Source organism: Methanobrevibacter sp. (assembly GCF_045636185.1).
Lineage (GTDB): Archaea > Methanobacteriota > Methanobacteria > Methanobacteriales > Methanobacteriaceae > Methanocatella.
The window spans coordinates 1-17,864 of sequence record NZ_JAZTXC010000088.1; the positions used below are offsets into that span (position 1 = coordinate 1).

The following is a 17,864-nucleotide window of genomic DNA, read 5'->3' on the forward strand; positions in this document are numbered from 1 at the left end:
GTCAATTAACTTCAAAAATTGAATTTTTAGAAAATAAAATTAAAAATTGTGAATATATTATAGAATCAGACAATCAGTATTTTAATACAATCTTTTTAAATTATACGTTAAAACCTAATAGATTATTGGCTGATGTTCAAACATTGTGTTTGGAATTGTTGTCATTTATTAATAAAGTATGTATAAAATATGATATTAAATGGTGGTTAGATTATGGAACTCTTTTAGGTTCCATAAGACATGAAAACTTTATTCCTTGGGATGATGATATTGATATTGGAATGATGAGGAAAGATTATCATAGGTTTATAGGAATAATTTATGATGAGATTGAGAAAAATAACTTAACTGATTATATTGATGTTGGATATAGGTGGCGGAAATTTAATGGGAAAGATATTAATTCATTTTTACAGTTTTATATGAGGGATGAAAAAATTGGAGAACATCCTCTTTTGGCTGGTGTGGATGTTTTTCCATATGATTTCATGAAAAATTATGATGAAAATACTCTTGGAAATTCATATAATGCATCTAATCGAAATTTTTATCAAATGCTTTGCAGGGGATCTGAATTTTCTGATTTATATATGGGGTTAGATTATTCTGAGGTTATTGATAATTATTATCGAGAATTAAATTTAACATATGATGAAACTGATTATATTATTCCTGGGGTAGAAGGATCTTTTGGATATAATGGAACAAATTTATATGAATTATTTGTTTTAAAATATTCTGATATATTTCCTTTAAAAGAATATGGGTTTAATGAATATGTTTTCCCAGTACCTAATGATAGTCATTACTATCTAAATAGAATTTATGGAAATGATTATATGAAAGTTCCTAAGACTATGAGGACTCATGATAGATTAATGTTACTTAGAAATGTGCCTGATGTTTATAACATGTTGGAAAAAAGAATCCGTATATTGAAAGAAATAAATAAAAATTTCAAGTTTTAATTTTTTTCTGATTGACTATTTCTAATACGGGATATAAAAAAGTAAAAAGACAATAATGGGATAATTTAAATTCAACTATTGATAGAAATATTCTATCTTTGGCTGGCTTTTAATTTCAACTGTAAGTATTGATTGTGGGTTAGTTTCTTCGCCCACTTTTTTATTTTCATTGTTTTAATTTCTTTGCATCGTAAAATATGTCTAATCTGATGGGGATATGCCTTTAATTTTTTTCAATAATTGAGTATTGTCTTGAAAATATTAATATCATATTTATTGATGTTGTATCAAGGATTAAATCATTTTTTTGATTCTCATTTCATTTAAAGAAGAATTTGAAGAAGCTTTTACTAATATTCTTAGGGGAATGGCGACTCAAATATTCATAAACTTAGCATTCTGTTGGATTTCCTCCATCGTTTTTAAGAAAAAAATGTTTTAATGTTTTATTATAATGCATTTTAGACTTTTTATGTCTTTTTAAAAGATATTGCATGATAAGATGTCTTTAATTACTATGCATCAGCAAAATAGATAATTAAATAACTAAATTCTGACTAACAAAATAAAAAATAGTATATATTATTAAAACTAAAATTATTAATTAGATTATATTATGAACAATGGGTGTTTATCTTGAATAATAATTTTGATCTTCTTTTAAAAAAATATTATACTGCTAGAATTGATATTAAAAATCATGGTACTGATAGTAATAATATCATGATTTTGGCTATTAATGATGTAAATTCTGAAATATATCGTCCGGATTGGTTTAATGATTTTACTGGAGCAGGTATTCAAATACATAGTTCTAGTGGGAGTTTAGATTTAAAAATAATATGTATCAATGACGGCGAGTTAAAAATGCATCTTAGAGGTATTGATGTTAGAGATAAATATGGTCAAAGATTTCCCGTATATATTGATTTCATTGATTTTTCCGTTAATGATGAATCCGTTATTGAAGATAGTGAATTAACTTGGCATGATGAACCATATATTTTTTCTAAATCCGTTCGTGATTTAGAAATTGTTAATATTCATATTGAATGGAGGCCATTTACTCATTCTAGTGAATTTAAAGCAGAGAAATCTCCGGATAAGTTTCAAGCTCTTCGTGAAAAATTAGCTATGAGAGAAGACCAACTTAAGTCTATTCCGCAGTTATGTTGTACTGCATTAGGGTATACTGTACTTGATGGAAAAGTAACTTATAGAAATTGGCTCATGTTTCCAACTTCAGTTTTATCAGATTTAGATGGATATTGTGATAATGCATGGTTCACGCGTTTTCTTAAACATAAATTTCCCGATGAAGATTTTAAAATAAATATATTTGGTGTTTATCCCCCTCATGAAAATTTAGCTTATCCTATGGAGGGTAAAAAAGTCTTTTATTCTATAGAAGATTTAAATAATCGGTGCCTTGAAATGACATATCGGTTTGATAAATATGCATTAGATTATGTGGATTTAGCAATGAGTTATGATTTCGTTGATCATCCAAAATATTTAAGATTTCCATATTGGATTTCTAAGCATATTTCTCCAGAATCAACTGAAGAGGATATTGAAAAAAAGATGGATTATTGGAATTCTATTAGTTTTGAAAAATCAAAAGATGTTGCAGTTGTTACATCTCATGATATTTATAAAACTAGATCTTTGATAGCTAATGATATCAATAGGTTTGTTGATATAGTATATGCAAGTACATGGAGAAAAAATACTTCTGAAATGTATACTAAATATAATAATGATAAATTCGCTTTTTTAAGGCAATTTAAATTTTATTTATGTGCAGAAAATATGTTGGTAGATGCTTATGTTACTGAAAAAATATTTGATGCAATTCATTGTGATTGCATTCCATTATATGCTGGTGGAGGAAATTATATGGAGCCTGAAATAATAAATCCAAAAGCAGTACTTAGATGGGATGCAGATAAAAAATTTGGTTGTAATCAAACTGTATTGGAGAGAGCTTATGCAGGACAGCATGCAAATTATCCTCTTACTTGGGTTGTTGATGATGACCGTAATGCTGATACTGTAGAGTTATTTAAAAATCTGTTGACTGATAAAAAAACATATGATGAATTTAAGGATCAGGATAACATATTACCATCTGCTTCGAAACAAATAATAAAAACATTATCTGATTTAGAAAAACATTTTGAACGATTGATTTACAGTTAATTTGTGAATTTTGAGATTTATAATGAGAATGTATTGATTATTACATTATTTGTATATGTACAAAAAATATATTATGGTATTAATTCATATAGATTATTAATTTATGGTGGGTGATATAATGAAAAAAGCTTTAATTACTGGAGTTACTGGACAGGATGGTTCATATCTTGCTGAATTTTTACTAGATAAAGGTTATGAGGTTCATGGAATACTACGACGTAGTTCTTCATTTAACACTGGCAGAATTGAACATTTATATATGAAAGATTTGGTTGAAGATATGCATAAATCTAGGAATTTTCAACTACATTATGGTGATTTAACTGATTCCACTAATGTCATTGCTTTAGTTCAAAAAATTCAGCCTGATGAAATTTATAATTTAGCTGCACAATCTCATGTTAAAGTTTCTTTTGAAACTCCAGAGTATACAGCTCAAATTGATGCTCTCGGAACTTTACGTATTTTGGAAGCAGTCAGATTATTGGGGCTTGAAAATAAAACTAAAATATATCAAGCATCAACTTCTGAATTATATGGTTTGGTTCAAGAGGTCCCTCAAAGTGAAACAACGCCGTTTTATCCTAGAAGTCCGTATGGTGTTGCAAAATTATATGGTTTTTGGATTACTAAAAATTATAGAGAAGCGTATGATATTTTCGCATCAAATGGTATTCTTTTTAATCATGAGTCTCCAAGAAGGGGGGAAACTTTTGTCACTCGTAAAATAACTCTTGCGGCTGCCAGAATTAAATTTGGTCTGCAAAAAAAGCTTTATCTTGGAAATCTCAATGCCAAACGTGATTGGGGTCATGCAAAAGATTATGTTGAATGTATGTGGTTAATATTACAAAATGATAAGCCTGATGATTTTGTTATTGCAACAGGCGAAATGCATACTGTTCGTGAATTCTGTGAATTAGCATTTAAAGAAGTAGGCATTGAATTAAAATGGGAAGGTGAAGGAATTAACGAGAAAGGAATAGACATTGATTCTGGACGAGTTTTAATTGAAGTGGATCCTAAATATTTTAGACCTACTGAGGTTGACCAATTATTGGGAAATCCTAATAAAGCAGTTAAGGAATTAGGCTGGAATCCTACACAAACTCCTTTTGAAACATTAATTAAGGAAATGGTTCAAGAAGACTTAAAAATAGTTAAAAAAGAATTAATGTGAGGATTTACCATGAATTCTAATGATAAAATTTATGTTGCGGGTCATAATGGTATGGTCGGTTCTGCATTAGTCCGTGCACTTAAGAAAAGAGGAAATAACAATCTAATTTTAAAATCTCATAAAGAATTAGATTTAACTATTCAGTCTGATGTAGTTAATTTTTTTAAAGAAGAAAGTCCTGATGTTGTTTTTCTTGCAGCTGCAAAAGTAGGTGGTATTGGGGCTAGTATTTCAGAACCTGTTACTTTTTTAATGGACAATATTATTATTCAGCACAATGTGATTAAATCAGCTTTTGATGTGGGTGTGGAGAAATTGATTTTTTTAGGAAGCGCTTGCATTTATCCTGCACAAGCAGTACAACCTTTAAAAGAAGAATATTTGTTAACGGGTCCATTGGAACCTGATAAAGAAGGTTATGCTTTATCTAAAATTGTAGGATTAAAATCTTGTGAATATTATAATAAACAGTATGGTACTAATTATATTGCTGTTATGCCTCCAAATTTGTATGGTATTAATGATAATTTTGATTTGGAAACGGCACATGTTGTCGCTGCTTTAATTAAAAAAATGCATTTGGCTAAAATTAATGATGAACCTCAAGTTGAAATATGGGGTAGTGGTAATCAATACCGTGAATTAATGTTTGTTGATGATGTTGCTGATGCTACATTATTTGCAGCTGAAAATTATTGTGGTGAATCTTTCATTAATATTGGTGTTGGTGTTGATTATACAATTCGTGAAATTGCTCAAACAATACAAAAAGTTGTAGGTTATGATGGAGAATTATTTTTTAATACTTCTAAACCTGATGGAATATTTAAAAGAATGTTGGATGTTTCTAATTTCAGTGAATTAGGGTGGAAGTCTAAGTTTACATTGGAAGAGGGTTTAAGTTTAACTTATGATTGGTTTTTAGAAAATGAATGTGGGGAGGATTAATTTCATGATTAATTATCCATTGGCTACAGATACTTGGGATAATAATGAATATGATGCTATTAATCGTGTAATTAATTCAAATAGATTTACTATGGGTCCTGAAGTTGAAATGTTTGAAAAGGAATTTGCTGAATATTTTGAAAGTAAATATGCAGTAATGGTCAATTCAGGATCATCAGCAAATTTAATTGCTATTTCTGCTTTAATTTTATCTGATAAATATGATTTAAATAAAGGTGATGAAGTTATTGTTCCCGCAGTATCTTGGGCAACAACATATACGGTACTTCACCAATGTGGATTAAAATTAAGATTCATTGACATTGATTTAGATACATTTAATATGGATTTAAATGAATTAAAAAATGCAATCACTAAAAATACAAAAGCTGTTTTTGCAGTTAATTTATTAGGTAATCCTAATGATTTTGATAAATTATTGAACATCTGTAATGATAATAATTTGATTTTAATTGAAGATAATTGTGAATCAATGGGTGCAAAGTATCATGATAAATACGCAGGTACTTTTGGCGTTTGTGGAACATTTTCAACATTTTATTCACATCATATGGCAACAATGGAAGGAGGAATGATTCTAACAGATGATGATGAATTAAATGACATTATGAAATCTATTAGATCACATGGTTGGACTCGTAATTTAGGTGAAAATAGTTGTTTCAATACTAAAAAAGATAAATTTTATGAAATGTTTAATTTTATATTTCCAGGATATAATGTTAGGCCTGTTGAAATGGAAGCAGCTATAGGTAGGGAGCAATTAAAAAAATTAGATGTGTTCTTAAAAGAACGTAAATCTAATGGAAAATACTTTTTAGATAAATTTTCAATGATAAATTCAATATCTTTACAAAATAATCAAGATGATTCTTCATTTTTTGGATTTCCAATAATATTTGGGGATGATGTTCAACGAAAAGAATTTATAGAATTATGTGATGAAAATAATATTGAATATCGACCTATTGTTGCAGGAAATTTCACAAAAAACAAAGTCATAGAATACTTTGATTATTCAATATATGGGGATTTAAAAAATTCAAATATTCTTCATAATAATGGATTATTCATTGGTAATCATCATTTTGATGTTAAAAAAGATTTGGATGAGATTTATAATTTATTAATTAAACTTGTAGAGGATTAGATTTTTATGGAAACTGTTGGAATGATTTTATGTGGAGGTTTTGGTAAACGTTTAAGGCCAGTTACTGAAACAGTACCAAAACCATTAGTGGAGATTAGTGAAGATTATACAATTCTTGACAAACAACTTTTTGATTTTAAAAATGCTGGTGTTAATGAAGTTTATCTTCTAGCAGGATTTTTACATGAAAAAATTGAAGAAAGGTATGGTGATGAGTATAAAGGTATTAAAATACATTATGTTATTGAAGATGAACCTTTAGGAACTTTAAATGCAATAAGATTAGGTATGGATGCAATTGATGGAGATAAACAATGTCTTATTCGTAATGGTGATATTGTTTCAGATGTTAATTTAAAAGCGATGATAGATTATGGTATGAAATCTTCTTTACCAGTAATTATGTTCGTTACACAAATGCAATCTCCTTATGGTATTGTTGAAATGAACGGTGACCGTTTAGTTTCATTTAAAGAAAAACCAATTCTTGAAGATTATTATATTAATGGAGGAATTTATTTCACAAAATCTAAAATTGATTTTGGTAAATTAACTACTGGAGATATTGAGAAATTATATTTCCCAACTATTGCCAAAGAAAATAGTTTGGGTTATTATAAGGAAAATGGAATTTATTGGATTGCTGTTGATACTTCAAAAGAATTAGAAGCTGTTAAAAAAGAATATGAAAATAAAACAGATAAACCTTGGGGTTATGAAAAAGTATTAATATATACTGAAAAATACTTAACTAAAGAATTATATATTAAAGAAGGATTCCAGACATCTTTCCATTATCATAATGAAAAAGATGAAACCATGTATATTTTGTCTGGTTCAGGATATATTGAGTTTGAAGACCATAAGGAATATTTTTCAAAAAATGATAGTATTCGCATAGAACCTAAAGTGATTCATTCAATTGTCGCAACTGAAAATACTATTTTGCATGAAGTTTCCACTCCTTATCTTGATGATACTATTAGGATGGAGGATTATTATACCCGATAAATAATCAAAGATTTTTAAACATACTCTATTAGTTTTTTTTATAAATTTAAACATGAAGATTTTAATTAGGAGAAATTAGAAATTATGGATATTAAAAATAAAATTTTATCAAAAAGTAATAGTTATATTTATTATAAAGAAAAATATGAAGAATATAAGGAGAAATATGAATCGGTTTTAGAAGAAAATTCTAAATTAAAAGAGGACTATAAATATTCTGATAATATTCGACCTTCAGAATATCAAGCATCTACTTTTTGTGATAGGAGATTTTATGATTATTCTTTTCGTGAAGATTTTCCGGTCAGATTATATGATTTTCTTAAAAATTTTCCAGAAGACTCTAGAAAAAGTGCCATCCAATTATTTTTAAGAGCTAATGCGGCTTATTTATTAAGTAAAGACACATTATTCACTGATGAAGAATTAAAACTTCAAAAGGAATACATTGAATTTTCAAACAAAAATGTTTCAGGTAATGAGATTTGCGGTTTTAAATTCACAGATCAAAATTATAATAAACATTGTTTTATGAATGATTTTACTCAGGAAGATAGGAATTATATTGGAAATAAAGATATTATTGATGCTGGTGCTTATATTGGGGATTCTTCATTAGCATTTTCAAAATTAACTTCATCAAAGGTACATGCTTTCGAACCATTTGAGGATTCGTTTAATAAATTACTTGAGAATATTAAACTTAATGATGTGGACAATATTGTTCCTGTAGAAGCTTCTTTAAGTGACAAGAATGGTGAAGAAAAAATATATCTTTCTGGAAATAATGTTCAAGGGATAACTTCCGATGAATCTTTCAGACATTTTGATAAATCTTTCACTGTTGAAACAATGACTATTGATAAATATGTTCAGGATAATAATCTCAATGTAGGTTTTATTAAAGTTGATGTTGAAGGCACTGAACAAAAATTACTTGAAGGGGCTATTGAAACTATTAAATCTCAAAAACCATTTTTGATTTTGAGTATTTATCATAATCCTGATGATTTTTTTGAAATTAAACCTTGGATTGAAAGATTGGATTTGGATTATAATTTTAAAATATCTAAAGAAAGACCTTGGACATTTTTAGCAGATACTGTTTTAGAATGTAGGCCATATTGAAAAAAATTATAAAGGTTATTTTATAAATTATATAAACGTGATAATATGGAAGTAGTAACAAACACTGAGCAAATTTCATCATTAAAGGATAATAAAATTTTAGGTAATCCCACCATTGAATATTCAAAAATTCAGTTTGCTGGTAAAAATAATATAATATTTTGTGAAAATAATGTTAAAATGTGGGGTTGTGATATAGAATTTAGAGGAAATAATTCCTTAATTTATTTGTCTAATTCTAATGGTTATTGTTTAACTGTTCGTATAGTTCATGATTCTGTTCTTTTCATTGGAAAAAATAATGATTTAATACCTCCAATAGGTATTAATGTCCAGGAACATCAAAATTTAATAATAGGTGATGATTGCAGTATTGGAAGTAATTCTGATATTCGAACTGGTGATGCACATATTATTTATGATCGTGAGAATAAAGCTAGATTAAATATGAGTTCTAGTGTATTCATTGGTGATCATGTGTGGTTAGGTCATAAAATTTATATTGATAAAGGCGTTACTATAGGTTCTGGTGCAATTGTAGAAAATAATTCATATGTTCCATCTAACGCCACACTGAAATCTAATGCTGTTTATTCAGGCAATCCTGTCAGTCTTATAAGAAGTGACGTATTTTTCACAAAAGATTATGTGGCAAATTTCACTAAAGAAGATTCTAAGGATTTCAATACATATAGTAGTAGAATTTTTTTATATGATAATGTTCCTGGTGAAACATTAGACATAAAAAAAGTAGATAATTTATTATCTAATTTTGATGTGGATGAAAAATTGGATTTCATTCAAAAATTATTCGTTCAAAATAAAAAGCATAATAGGTTTTTCATTTAAATCAATTTTGAATATAAAAATAAGGTGTTTTTCAACAAAGTATCTAATACAACATGTTGAAATTCTACTTTTTTTCATTTAATTGTTATCTGTTAATTATTTAATATAAATTAGGATTCATGCATCTAATGAATTAATGAAGAATTGGGAAATTTGATAAATAATTTGGAGTATATATTAGATTAAGCTTAGGTTCAATAAAAAAATAAATTTATTATTTCATAACTTAAATAAGATAATATTTCACATGAAAATAAACTAATAAAAAGGTATAACATGAATTTAATTAAAACTGATGAAAAAAATAATAGAATCTTGAATTATGAGCCACAATTAATTAACAGTGAAATCATTTTTAATGGTGAAAATAATGTTTTAATATGTGAAGAAAATGTGATTCTAAATGGAAGTATTATAAATTTTTATGGAAATAACTCCATTATTTACCTTTCTTCAAATTATAATCATTATAAAATATTTGTAAACATTTTTAATAATTCTGTCTTATTTATAGATGAAAATAATTATTTTGGTTCAAAATTATTTATGATTATTTCTGAAGAAAAAAGCATATTTATTGGAAAAGATTGTATGTTTTCACATGGAATAGGAGTTCGTTTAGCAGACTCTCATTTAATTTATGATGTAGATTCGATGAAAAGAATAAATCTTAGTGAAGATGTATATTTTGGAGATCATGTTTGGATCGGACAAGATGCGCTGATTTTAAAAGGTACACATATTGGTTCAGGAAGTATTATTGGAGCCAGGGCGGTAATAACTAATAAAAAAGTAAAATCCAATTCTATATCTGCAGGGGTCCCTTCAAAAGAGATTAAAAAAAATGTTTTTTTTGATGGAAGAAGTGTCCATAAATTTACTAAAAATGAAACAGAACAATTTATGCAATATTCTTCTGATAAATGGATTTATTCAAATGAAAATGCTAAAACTGGATTTAATAAAATTGAAGAAATTAATAAAATAAATGATATTGATTTAAAAATTGAAAAAATAATTGAACTGAGAAACGATAAAAATAAAAATAGATTTTATATTTAAGTTTTAAATTAAGGTTTTAAGTTTTATCAAATTGATTGCTAATATTAACTTAGTTTAAAATCAATTTTTTTAGTATATTAAAATAAATTTGGTGATATTATGAAATATGATTATTTAATTGTAGGTTCAGGCCTATTTGGCTCTATTTTTGCACATGAGATGACAAAAAAAGGAAAAAAATGTTTAGTAATTGAAAAAAGAGACCATATTGGTGGAAATGTTTACACAGAATTAGAAGAAAATATCAATGTTCATAAATATGGTGCCCATATTTTCCATACTAACAATAAAGAAGTTTGGGAGTATATTAATCAATTTGCTGATTTTAATAGGTATACAAACTCTCCTGTTGCTAATTATAAAGGAGAATTATATAATTTGCCATTTAATATGAATACCTTTTATCAAATGTGGGGTGTTAGGACACCTGAAGAAGCTAAAGCAAAAATTGATGAACAAAAAGCAGAGTCAAATATTGAAAACCCTAAAAACTTAGAAGAACAGGCTATTTCATTAATAGGTAAAGACATTTATGAAAAACTTGTTAAAGGATACACTGAAAAACAATGGGGTAGAAAATGTAGTGAACTTCCATCTTTTATTATAAAAAGGCTTCCTGTACGATACACATTTGATAATAATTACTTTAATGATTTATATCAGGGAATTCCTATTGGTGGGTACACTAAAATCATTGAAAAGATGCTTGATGGTATTGAAGTTAAATTAAATACGGATTTTTTTGATGATAAAGATAAATGGTTAAATATTGCAGATAAAATAATTTTTACAGGAATGATAGACCAATATTATGATTATTGTCATGGAGAACTCGAATACAGAGGTCTAAACTTTGAATTTGAAACTTTGGATATGGAAAACTATCAAGGTAATGCTGTTATTAATTATACTGATGCAGAAACGCCATTTACAAGAATCATTGAACATAAACATTTTGAGTCTTCAGAGTCTTCAAAAACTATTATTACAAGGGAATATCCGAAAACTTGGATGAAAGGTGAAGAAGCATATTATCCACTAAATGATGAAAAAAATTCTGAATTATTTAAGAAATATCAAGAATTGGCAAAAAAAGAAGATAAAGTCATTTTTGGTGGAAGGCTTGGAATGTATCAATATTATGATATGTGGCAGGTTATTGATGAAGCTTTAAAATTAGTTAAAAGTATTAAATAATACTTTTAATCTAATGAATTTTTATGATGTTGCATTTAAAAAATTAAATTTTTTATATAATTAATTATTTATAATTTAAACATAATATAAAAATATATAATTTTCTTGTAATTGAAACGAATCTTGTGGGCTTGTAACAGTATATGGTCTGTGAATGGTAAATAAGATACTATATAATATTAAGAAGAAAAAATTAATAATTAAGAAGAGGTAATTTCATTTCATGAGCATTATTCGTCTATTAAACCAACTGATAATTAAGTTAAAATAATAATTTTTTAAAATAATTAACTGAATTTTAGATGGATTTAATATTATATTGTGGACTGATTACTTCAGATACAGAAAATGGTAATTTAACTATTAAGTGGGAAATTATGAAAATTATTATATTAAACTCAGGGTTAGGTTCTAGATTGGGCAATTTAACTGAAAATGCCCCAAAATCATTAGTCGAAATTAATAGTAATCAAACAATTTTTTCAAGAGCTATTAATATTCTATCAAATTATTCAAAAGATTTTATTATTACAACTGGTTATTTAAATGATGTTTTAATTGATTATACTAAAAATAATTTTCCAGATTTGAATTTTTGTTTTGTCCATAATCCAGTTTATGATAAAACTAATTATATTAAATCAATTGATTTAATTGAAGATATAAATGAGGATATTATTCTGTTACATGGGGATTTAGTATTTTCAAAAGAAGTTGCTGAAAAAGTTATTAATGCTAATAATTCTTCTGTTGTCATTGATTCAAGTATTGAATTGCCAAAAGATGATTTTAAAGCTAAAATTGTTGAAAATAAGGTTAATTGTATTTCTACTACATATTTTGGTTCAGATGCGGTTGCTTGTCAACCTTTTTATAAGTTAAAAAAAGAAGATTGGAAATTGTGGAAAAATAAAATTAGAGAGTTTTGTCAAGATGGAAAAACTGATGTTTATGCAGAAAATGCATTAAATTTATTGCTTAATCAGATTTCTATTTATCCATTAGATGTTTTGGGTGATTTATGTACGGAAATAGATGATAAAGATGATTTAAAAAGAGTTAGGAGAATATTAAAATGAAAACTGTTTATATTGCTATTAGTGCAGACATATTGCATCATGGACACATTAATTTAATTAAAAAAGCTTCAGAATATGGTAATCTAATTGTTGGTGTTTTAACGGATGAAGTTGTAGCTACTTATAAAAGATTTCCCGTTTTGGATTATGAACAGCGCACATTTATAATTAAAAATATTGACGGTGTTTCAGAGGTTGTTCCTCAGGATACTTTAGATTATACCACAAATTTAAAAAAATATATGCCGGATTATGTTTTTCATGGGGATGACTGGAAAGAAGGTGTTCAAAGTAAAATAAGACAAAATGTTATTGATACATTATCTGAATGGGGTGGGGAGTTAATTGAAATACCATATACTGAAGATGTAAGTATTGATCAGATTAATAATATTATTAAAAATGCAGGTTCAGTTCCAGAATCTCGAAGAGGAAAATTAAAGAAATTAATTTCACTCAAGCCAATTGTTCGTACAATGGAGGCACATAATGGTCTTTCTGCATTGGTAGTGGAAAATGCAAAAGTGGTTAAGGATGAAAAAATTAATTCTTTTGATGCTATTTGGATTAGTAGTCTAACAGACAGTACTGCAAAAGGAAAACCAGATATTGAACTTGTAGACATGACCTCAAGAATTAATACAATAAATGAAATAATGGAAGTTTCATCAAAACCAATTATTTTAGATGGGGATACTGGTGGTTTAATCGAACATTTTGTTTTTAATATTAAAACAATTGAGAGAATGGGTGTTTCTGCCATTATTATTGAAGATAAAATTGGATTAAAGAAAAATTCTTTATTTGGTACTGATGTTGTGCAAACCCAAGATTCAATTGAAAACTTCTGTGAAAAAATAAAAGCAGGTAAAAAAGCTTTAATCACTGATGAATTCATGATAATAGCAAGAATTGAAAGTTTAATATTAAAACAAGGTATGGATGATGCAATTAATCGGGCAAAGGCATACATTGGTGCTGGAGCTGATGGAATCATGATTCATAGTAGGGAACAAGATCCTGATGAAATATTTGAATTCTGTGAAAAATTTAATGAATTTGCACCTAATGTTCCTTTAGTCGTTGTTCCAACTTCATTTAATCAAGTATATGAAGAAGAATTTGCTAAAAAAGGAGTTAATATAGTTATTTATGCTAATCATTTAATTAGAAGTGCATATCCATCAATGATGGAAACTGCAACTACTATACTTGAAAATGAAAGATGTAAGGAAGTAGATGATAATTGCTTACCAATAAAAGAGATATTAACTTTAATTCCAGACGAGTGAAAATATGATAAATGTTGAAGAATTTGTCAATTATTTAAAAAATATTAATATAGACTTTTTTACAGGTGTGCCGGATTCACAATTGTCTTCTTTTGCAGATTATGTGGAAGAAAATTGTGGTAATATTATTGCAGCTAATGAAGGTAATGCATTAGCGATAGCTAGCGGGTATAATTTATCTACAGGTAACATACCTTTAGTTTATTTACAGAATTCTGGTTTAGGTAATATTGTTAATCCAGTAACTTCTTTAACTCATAGTGAAGTTTATTCGATTCCTGTTGTTTATTTGGTTGGTTGGAGAGGAGAACCGGGTATTCATGATGAACCACAACACATTAAACAGGGAGCAATCACACTTGACCTATTGGATATGCTGGATATTGAATATACTGTCATCACAAAAGAAACGAAATTTGAAGAATTAGTGGGTGTATTTGAAAATAATTTTATTAATCAGTTAAATAATGGAAATAGTGTTGCTGTTGTTGTTTCTAAAGGTGCTTTTGAAGATTATAAAATTAAAAAAGAGAATAAAAATGTTTTAACAAGAGAAGAAGCTATTCAAACGATTGTTGATTTTTTATCTGATGAAGATATGGTTGTTTCAACTACAGGTAAGTCTTCAAGGGAATTATTTGAATATCGTGAAAAATTAAAACAAGGACATGGCAATGACTTTTTAACTGTAGGATCAATGGGTCACTCATCAAGTATTGCATTGGGTGTTGCATTGAATAATTCTAATAAGAAAATATTTTGTTTTGATGGTGATGGAGCAATATTGATGCACATGGGCTCACTAGCATTAATAGGATCAATGAAACCAAATAATTTCTATCATGTAATGTTTAACAATTCTGCACATGAAAGTGTGGGTGGATTACCAACAATAATGTCGGACATATATATTGATGAAATAGTTTTAGCATGCGGATACAAGAAGGTCTATAATGCTTCAAACATCGATGAATTAAAAAGTATTTTACCACAATTCATTAAAGATAATGGTCCGGTATTTTTAAATATTGATGTTAATTTGGAATCTAGAAAAGACCTTGGGAGGCCAACCACAACACCAATTGAAAATAAAATTGAATTCATGAATAAACTAAGGAGTTAAAAATTATGGATTGGGTTTATAATGTACCAATTAAATTCTTTGAATATGATTTGGATAAATTTAAATGGAGATTAAATAATTTTGGGGAGAAAACTTTATTAATCGCATCAAAAAGAGTCATTAATACATTTGAAATAGATGTTTCTAGATTTGATGTTATTGATGAAAGCATTGCTAATCCAGATATTCATCTTCTTAATAAAATATTGGGTGAAATTTCAAAACCTGATTTAATAATAGCTATTGGTGGTGGAAGTTCAATAGATTTGGCAAAGGCAATATCTGCATTATATGAATATAAAAATATGGATATTTTAGATTTAATAAAAAATAAATTATATTTGGATAATTCCAATCCCATTCCAGTTATTGCAGTTCCAACAACTGCAGGAACAGGTTCTGAGTGTACAAAATGGGCTACAATATGGGATTTTGATGATTGTAAAAAATATTCTATAGATGCTGATTTTTTATATCCTTGTGAATCATGGTTAATTCCTGAATTGACTGTAACAATGGATGAAAATATGACTTTAGCTACTGGACTTGATGCATTAGCACACGCAATGGAATCGTATTGGTCAGTACCCTCAAATAGATATACTCGAGTATTGGCTCGAAATGCTATTTTTATTATCCATAAATATTTACCTTTAGTTTTAAATGATTTGGATAATTTAGACTATAGAAAACAAATGCTTATGGGATCTTTTTTTGCAGGACTCGCATTTTCAAATACGAGAACTACTGCATGTCACTCAATATCTTATCCATTAACAATGATGTATGGTATAAATCATGGTTTTGCTGTAGCAATTACATTATTTGAAGTATTAAAAAGAAACTGGGAATTTGTTAAAGAAAAAGATTTATTTTTAGATTCATTCAAAGCGGATGATTTGGAAGATATTAAACAATGGTTTGATAATATTTCATTAAATAAATTGTCTCTTTCAAATTTTGGTGTAAAAAAAGGAGATATTCCATTAATTGTTAAAGAAGCGACAACTGGTGGAAGAATGGATAATAATCCTATCGTTTTTGATGAATCTGAAATTCAAAATATTCTCTTAAATGTGTTCTGATTTAATTCTAACAACAAATAGGGTGTGTAAAAAATTTAACTGATTTTCATTTTCTCCCAAAAATTTCTTTTTTTCATGTTTAACTTATTTAATTCTATCGTCTTTGTGAGCCTTAATGTGTTATGAAAATCCTTTTTATTTTTTCAGAAAATGTTACTTTGAATAATATTCTGCAAAATTATTTACATTGGGAATTTTCTTATTTTTAGTAGGGTTAAAGATTATTTCAAGTTTTTTAGAGAGTTTTTATGAAATTTTGGTTTATTTTATCCATTTCATCAAATTTTTCATTTAATATAAACAGTTAATATTTGATTATTAAATCAAATTGTCAACAGAAAAAAAATGGTGAGATGAAAAAACTAAAATTCTAACTAACAAGAGGATATTCCCAGTTTTTAATACGAAAAATATTTTAATCAAAAATTTAAATATATATTTACATAAAAATATTTTTTCAGTAGTTGACTAGTTATGGATAAACGTTATTTTTTGATAATTGTAATAATATGTATTTGTGGTGTTAACTTATACATGATTTCGAATGTTTCTGATGTTGTGGGCAGTGCATATGTGGATGTTGGAAATTATACTTTTTCATTACCTGAAGGATTTGTTTTGGAGTCCGATAAAGGTAATCAAGTATCAATTATTAATTATGATACCGATATGCATATTTTTATTTATAGCTCTTCGGGAAATAATGAGACATTTGCCAATAGAATTCAAGCTATTGAAAATAGTAGTGAGTATCAATTATATAGTAATGGTACTGTTCATTGTGGAGATATGGAAATTCCTGCAGCTTTTTATCATAAAGACTCTGAAAATCGATCTACATTCTTTTTTACTGAAGATGGTAATAATTTTAGATTTTTAATTATAGGATTCGATTATAATACACAGAAAGAGGATGTAATTAATATTGTTTCTAATCTTGTAGAATCTGTCCGATTTAATCATAAGTTATCAGGATAAACTGTAAACTTTCACATAATATTTCATGTTTTAAGAAAATATATAACTAAATTTTTAATTTATCTTTTTTCTAATTTTGTAAAATTTGAGTCTGTAAAATTTTATAGGCCTATTTGATTTTAAATTTTTTACAGTTGAAATTTCACTTCGATGGAAATTCGTTCTAATTTTTCTTTAATTTTAATTTTAATGGTTTAAAAATAGTAAATTACTTAAATAAATGAGGACAAATAATATTTTATGACCAAACAAAAGATATTTGCCCTCAATAGTAATATAGACTTTATACAACTTAAACTTTTGGATTTTTCTGACGAAAATATTGATCAAGAAAAAATCATTTCAGAAAGGTTAAATAAAGTACCAAATTTTGAAAATACTAATCAAAAACTATTTTTAGATGAAAATAACACATTTAAATATGATATTCCGATTTGTCCTAATTGTGGTGCCCATAAAATAATTAAAAAAGGTACGATAACAAAAAATAAACAAAATATCAATGGAAAAACCACAGAATTTAAAGAACAGCAGTATCAATGCAAAAAATGTGGAAAAAAATTCGGAATAAAAAATAATCCATTAATTGGA

The 17,864-nt window shown here is 27.0% G+C and carries 15 protein-coding genes and 1 pseudogene; all 16 read left to right on the forward strand.

Annotated elements, in window-relative coordinates; all coding sequences use genetic code 11:
- Nucleotides 1–968, forward strand: a 968-nt coding sequence (locus ACKI3Q_RS05145; RefSeq protein ID WP_407414923.1) for a phosphorylcholine transferase LicD, incomplete at its 5' end; no start/stop codon positions are given.
- Between the two features lie 636 nt (nt 969–1,604).
- Nucleotides 1,605–3,170 (forward strand): glycosyltransferase family 10 domain-containing protein, encoded by a 1,566-nt coding sequence (locus tag ACKI3Q_RS05150; RefSeq protein ID WP_407414925.1) that lies wholly within the window; start codon nt 1,605–1,607, stop codon nt 3,168–3,170.
- A 118-nt stretch (nt 3,171–3,288) separates the two neighbouring features.
- Nucleotides 3,289–4,350, forward strand: a complete 1,062-nt coding sequence (gene gmd, locus ACKI3Q_RS05155) for a GDP-mannose 4,6-dehydratase (RefSeq protein ID WP_407414927.1) — start codon at nt 3,289–3,291, stop codon at nt 4,348–4,350.
- Nucleotides 4,351–4,359: 9 nt separating this feature from the next.
- Entirely contained in the window at nt 4,360–5,298 is a 939-nt protein-coding gene (locus ACKI3Q_RS05160) for a GDP-L-fucose synthase family protein (protein WP_407414929.1), read from the forward strand.
- Nucleotides 5,299–5,302: 4 nt separating this feature from the next.
- Nucleotides 5,303–6,469 carry a DegT/DnrJ/EryC1/StrS family aminotransferase gene (locus ACKI3Q_RS05165; protein WP_407414931.1) on the forward strand — a complete coding sequence of 389 codons (1,167 nt, stop codon included), beginning with the start codon at nt 5,303–5,305 and terminating at the stop codon, nt 6,467–6,469.
- Between the two features lie 6 nt (nt 6,470–6,475).
- Complete coding sequence (locus tag ACKI3Q_RS05170; RefSeq protein ID WP_407414933.1) at nt 6,476–7,480, forward strand: sugar phosphate nucleotidyltransferase; 1,005 nt, start codon at nt 6,476–6,478, stop codon at nt 7,478–7,480.
- An 84-nt stretch (nt 7,481–7,564) separates the two neighbouring features.
- A complete protein-coding gene (locus tag ACKI3Q_RS05175; RefSeq protein ID WP_407414935.1) occupies nt 7,565–8,608 on the forward strand; it encodes an FkbM family methyltransferase in 1,044 nt (347 codons plus the stop codon).
- Between the two features lie 45 nt (nt 8,609–8,653).
- Nucleotides 8,654–9,457 carry a DapH/DapD/GlmU-related protein gene (locus ACKI3Q_RS05180; RefSeq protein WP_407414937.1) on the forward strand — a complete coding sequence of 268 codons (804 nt, stop codon included), beginning with the start codon at nt 8,654–8,656 and terminating at the stop codon, nt 9,455–9,457.
- Between the two features lie 546 nt (nt 9,458–10,003).
- Complete coding sequence (locus tag ACKI3Q_RS05185) at nt 10,004–10,519, forward strand: acyltransferase (protein ID WP_407414939.1); 516 nt, start codon at nt 10,004–10,006, stop codon at nt 10,517–10,519.
- Nucleotides 10,520–10,618: 99 nt separating this feature from the next.
- Nucleotides 10,619–11,716, forward strand: a complete 1,098-nt coding sequence (gene glf / locus ACKI3Q_RS05190; protein WP_407414941.1) for a UDP-galactopyranose mutase — start codon at nt 10,619–10,621, stop codon at nt 11,714–11,716.
- 377 nt (nt 11,717–12,093) lie between these two features.
- Nucleotides 12,094–12,795, forward strand: coding sequence for a sugar phosphate nucleotidyltransferase (locus ACKI3Q_RS05195; RefSeq protein ID WP_407414943.1), 702 nt, complete (start codon nt 12,094–12,096; stop codon nt 12,793–12,795).
- Nucleotides 12,792–14,087, forward strand: coding sequence for a phosphoenolpyruvate mutase (aepX, locus tag ACKI3Q_RS05200; protein WP_407414945.1), 1,296 nt, complete (start codon nt 12,792–12,794; stop codon nt 14,085–14,087). Before ACKI3Q_RS05195 ends, aepX begins: the two co-directional genes overlap by 4 nt.
- A gap of 4 nt (nt 14,088–14,091) precedes the next feature.
- Nucleotides 14,092–15,210 carry a phosphonopyruvate decarboxylase gene (gene aepY / locus ACKI3Q_RS05205; protein WP_407414947.1) on the forward strand — a complete coding sequence of 373 codons (1,119 nt, stop codon included), beginning with the start codon at nt 14,092–14,094 and terminating at the stop codon, nt 15,208–15,210.
- Between the two features lie 5 nt (nt 15,211–15,215).
- Nucleotides 15,216–16,295 carry a phosphonoacetaldehyde reductase gene (locus ACKI3Q_RS05210; RefSeq protein WP_407414949.1) on the forward strand — a complete coding sequence of 360 codons (1,080 nt, stop codon included), beginning with the start codon at nt 15,216–15,218 and terminating at the stop codon, nt 16,293–16,295.
- A gap of 534 nt (nt 16,296–16,829) precedes the next feature.
- Nucleotides 16,830–17,273: a hypothetical protein gene (locus ACKI3Q_RS05215; RefSeq protein WP_407414951.1), complete on the forward strand. Its 444-nt coding sequence runs from the start codon at nt 16,830–16,832 to the stop codon at nt 17,271–17,273.
- A gap of 240 nt (nt 17,274–17,513) precedes the next feature.
- A pseudogene (locus ACKI3Q_RS05220) lies at nt 17,514–17,864 on the forward strand (hypothetical protein); the annotation flags it as partial.